This window comes from Chitinophaga sp., from assembly GCF_036569125.1.
In the GTDB taxonomy this organism is placed as follows: Bacteria; Bacteroidota; Bacteroidia; order Chitinophagales; family Chitinophagaceae; genus Chitinophaga.
Map to the genome: position 1 here is coordinate 1 of NZ_DATCRF010000675.1, position 3,619 is coordinate 3,619.

Annotated in this window: 2 protein-coding genes; one reads left to right on the forward strand and one right to left on the reverse strand. The window is 50.2% G+C overall.

The window, feature by feature from the left end:
• Window positions 1–130: 130 nt before the first annotated feature.
• Window positions 131–1,102: an aldo/keto reductase gene (locus VIM87_RS25095; RefSeq protein WP_331999648.1), complete on the reverse strand. Its 972-nt coding sequence runs from the start codon at window positions 1,100–1,102 to the stop codon at window positions 131–133.
• 152 nt (window positions 1,103–1,254) lie between these two features.
• Here VIM87_RS25095 and VIM87_RS25100 point away from each other — a divergent pair, with 152 nt between their 5' ends.
• The gene (locus tag VIM87_RS25100; RefSeq protein ID WP_331999649.1) at window positions 1,255–3,612 is read left to right on the forward strand and encodes a S9 family peptidase; all 2,358 of its coding nucleotides are present in this window, start codon (window positions 1,255–1,257) and stop codon (window positions 3,610–3,612) included.
• Window positions 3,613–3,619 lie beyond the last annotated feature (7 nt).

Below are 3,619 nucleotides of genomic sequence, written 5' to 3' on the forward strand. Positions count from 1 at the left end.
GGCGTAGGCGGTTCATAAAGATCATTTAAAAGGCCTTATGAACGAGATAAATGCAAAAGTGGAATACAGTCCCTTATCCGCTGCATTCCACTTTTACATTTAAAATTTTACATTTATGATTTTACATTCCTCACTGCGACCACCCCGTAGGCTCCCGGTCCCAGCGATGACTTTTCAGCTGGTTCAATAATTTATCCGGCAGGCCGTTCCCGTCACTGGCGCCCATGTTGGATTCCACGTTCTTTATTTTCCGCATACCGGGAATAGTGGTAGCTACATCCGGGTTGCTGACAATAAAACGCAGCGCCATTTCCGCCATGGTCATACCGGCAGGGATCAGGGGCTTAAGCGCATCAGCATGTTCTACGCTGCTGTTCAGGTTCTCCGGCACAAAGTAGCTGGAGCGCCAGTCGCCAATAGGGAAGGTGGTTTGTTTGGTAAAGGTGCCGGTGAGTGTGCCTTCATCAAAGGGCACCCGCGCAATCACCGCAATATTTTTTTCGCGGCACAGCGGGAATAGTTTGTCTTCCGGCGCCTGGTCAAAAATATTGTAGATCACCTGCACGGCGTCTATCAGGCCGGTTCTTAATGTTTTCAGGCAGTTCTCCGGTTCCCAGCGGTTCACGCTTATGCCCCAGGCCTGCACCTTACCCTGGTCGCTTAGTTTTGTAATGGCTTCTTTCCATTCATCCAGCTGCGCCCAGTTATCTTCCCACACATGAAATTGTTGCAGGTCAATGGACTCTACGCCCAGGTTCTTTAAACTTTTGTTGGTATAGTCTATAATATGATCGGCAGGAAATACTTCCTCCAGCTTAAAATGCGGTTTGGAAGGCCACTTCAGGTTCTTAGGCGGAATTTTAGTGGCTACATACAATCTTTTACCGGGGTGGCGGCGCAAGGTCCTGTTTAAGATGTTCTCGCTCAAACCCTCTCCATAACCCCAGGCAGTATCAAAAAAATTGCATCCCAGCTCAATGGATCTGTCCAGCGCTTTATTCACTTCCTTTTCTTCTGAACCCGTCCAGCCGGCCATTCCCCACATGCCATAGCCTATTTCGCTCACATTCCAGCCCGTCCTTCCAAATGTTCTGTACTGCATATAATTAAAGTTTTCGCTAAAATATACTTTTTGTGATTTTTATTCAATTAATCGTGATGGGGCAGCAGCCAGGCACTACCATTCGTCCCAATCCCCTTGCCGGCATTTCAGAAATTCCTGTATATTCAGCCCCAATATTATCTTGTTATCAAATGAACAAAATCTTGATCGCTGCGGCCTGTATGGCGGTTACTACCGCTGTGGAGGCACAAACCAACCCATCATTAACCGCACAGGATTACGCACGTGCAGAAAGCATGCTCTCTTACAATACCGAAGCGCTGATCGACCGGAGCACTATTGTACCTAACTGGATGCCAGGTGGTAAGTTCTGGTACCGCGTATTAACCGCACAGGGGAGTGAATTTATATTGGTTGATCCGGCAAAAGGCGTCCGCGCACCGGCTTTCAACCACGAAAAATTAGCCGCCGCCATTGCAAAAGCCACCGGCAAGCCTTGCGCAGCCTACATGTTGCCTTTTATGTCCTTTAACTTTTCGGCAGATGGGAAGGCCATTGTTTTCTCGTCCCGCGGCAAACACTGGAAATGCGACCTGCAGCAATACAATTGCGAAGCCGATAATAATACACCTGTTATCGCTAACAATAATGCCCTGCCTTACAACCGCAGGAATCCCGCTCCCGGCAACGAAGTAGTATCCCCGGATGGGAAGAAGGCAGCCTTTATTAAGGAGCATAATTTATGGGTACGCGACCTGGCCTCCAACCAGCAAACACAGCTCACTACAGATGGGGTGCAGGATTTAGGTTATGCTACCGATAACGCCGGCTGGAGCAGCAGCGATAAACCGGTGCTGCGCTGGTCGCACGATTCAAAGAAAATTGCCACTTTCCGGCAGGATGAGCGCAATGTGAACAGCATGTACCTGGTTACCACCAATGTGGGCGCACCCACACTGCAGGCCTGGAAGTACCCGCTGCCAGGGGATTCCACCATCATCACCATTCAGCGTGTGATCATTGACGTGGAAAATCCGAAGGTCATTAACATACAGGTAGCGCCGGATGCCCATCGCGGTACTTTAAGCGACGATATTTCAAGCAGCGGTACTTTTGATGATGTGGACTGGAGCGATGATAACACGCAGCTGGCATTTGTTTCCACCTCCCGCGACCATAAGGAAGAAAAGCTGCGCATTGCCGATGCCGCCACCGGCGCAGTACGCGAGGTGCTGGAAGAAAAAGTAGCCACACAATATGAATCCGGCCAGGGCGCTATTAACTGGCGTTACCTGAAAAAGTCCAATGAGATCATCTGGTATTCCGAACGCGATAACTGGGGCCATTTATATTTATATGATGCGGCTACCGGTAAGCTCAAGAACCAGGTGACCAAAGGAGATTGGGTGGTAACTAAATTGATTAAAGTAGATGAAAAGAACCGGGAGCTGTATTTTATTGCAGATGGCCGCGAGCCGGGCAATCCCTACTTCAGCCATTTTTATAAAATAGGTTTCGACGGGCAGCATTTAACATTGCTTACCCCGGAAGAAGGCAACCACCAGGTAACCCTTTCGCCGGATAACAACTATTTTATTGACAGCTATTCACAGCCCAACATACCACCGGTAACCGTGCTGCGTAAAATGGATGGCAAGCTGATAACCAACCTGGAAAAAGCAGACCTGAGCCGGCTCACCGCTACCGGCTGGCATGCAGCCAAACCCTTTTCTGTGAAGGCGCACGACGGCAAAACAGATATTTACGGTTTGCTGTACACCCCCTCCAACCTGGACCCGCAAAAGAAATATCCCATCATTGATTATATCTATCCCGGGCCGCAGGGCGGCAGCGTTGGCGGCAACTGGTCGTTCGTAGCCTCCCGCATTGATCACCAGGCGCTGGCCGAGCTGGGTTTTGTGGTAATGGTGCTGGAAGGCACCAGCAACCCGCTGCGTTCCAAAAGCTTCCATGATATGAGCTATGGCAACATGGCGGAGAATACCCTGCCCGACCAGGTAGGCGGCATCCGCCAGCTGGCAGCGCAATACAGCTATATTGATACATCCCGTATAGGCATCTGGGGGCATTCCGGCGGTGGTTTTGCAACTGCCTGCGCCATGTTCCGCTACCCCGATTTCTTTAAGGTAGGCATCTCCGAATCCGGCAATCACGACAACCGTAACTATGAGGATGACTGGGGCGAGCGTTATAACGGCCTTGCCGCCAACTCCGATTACAATGCCCAGGCTAACCAGAACTACGCCGCCAACCTGAAAGGCAAGCTGTTACTGGCGCATGGCATGATGGATAACAATGTGCCGCCCTACAATACTTTACTGGTGGTGGAAGCGCTGGAAAAAGCCAATAAGGATTATGACCTGATCATTTTCCCCAACAGTAAGCACGGGTATGGCGCCTATACCTATTATATGATGCGCCGCCGCTGGGATTATTTTGTGCGTAACCTGCTGCATGCAGAGCCGCCAAAGGAATACGACCTGAAAATGAAGATGGACCCGCGGAATAGCTTTGGTACGAGGGATTAGAAAGGGG

Bases quoted from the DNA above. Each gene is read 5' to 3' on its own strand.
- VIM87_RS25100 (WP_331999649.1), top strand. From the start codon at position 1,255: ATGAACAAAATCTTGATCGCTGCGGCCTGTATGGCGGTTACTACCGCT.
- VIM87_RS25095 (WP_331999648.1), bottom strand. From the start codon at position 1,102: ATGCAGTACAGAACATTTGGAAGGACGGGCTGGAATGTGAGCGAAATA.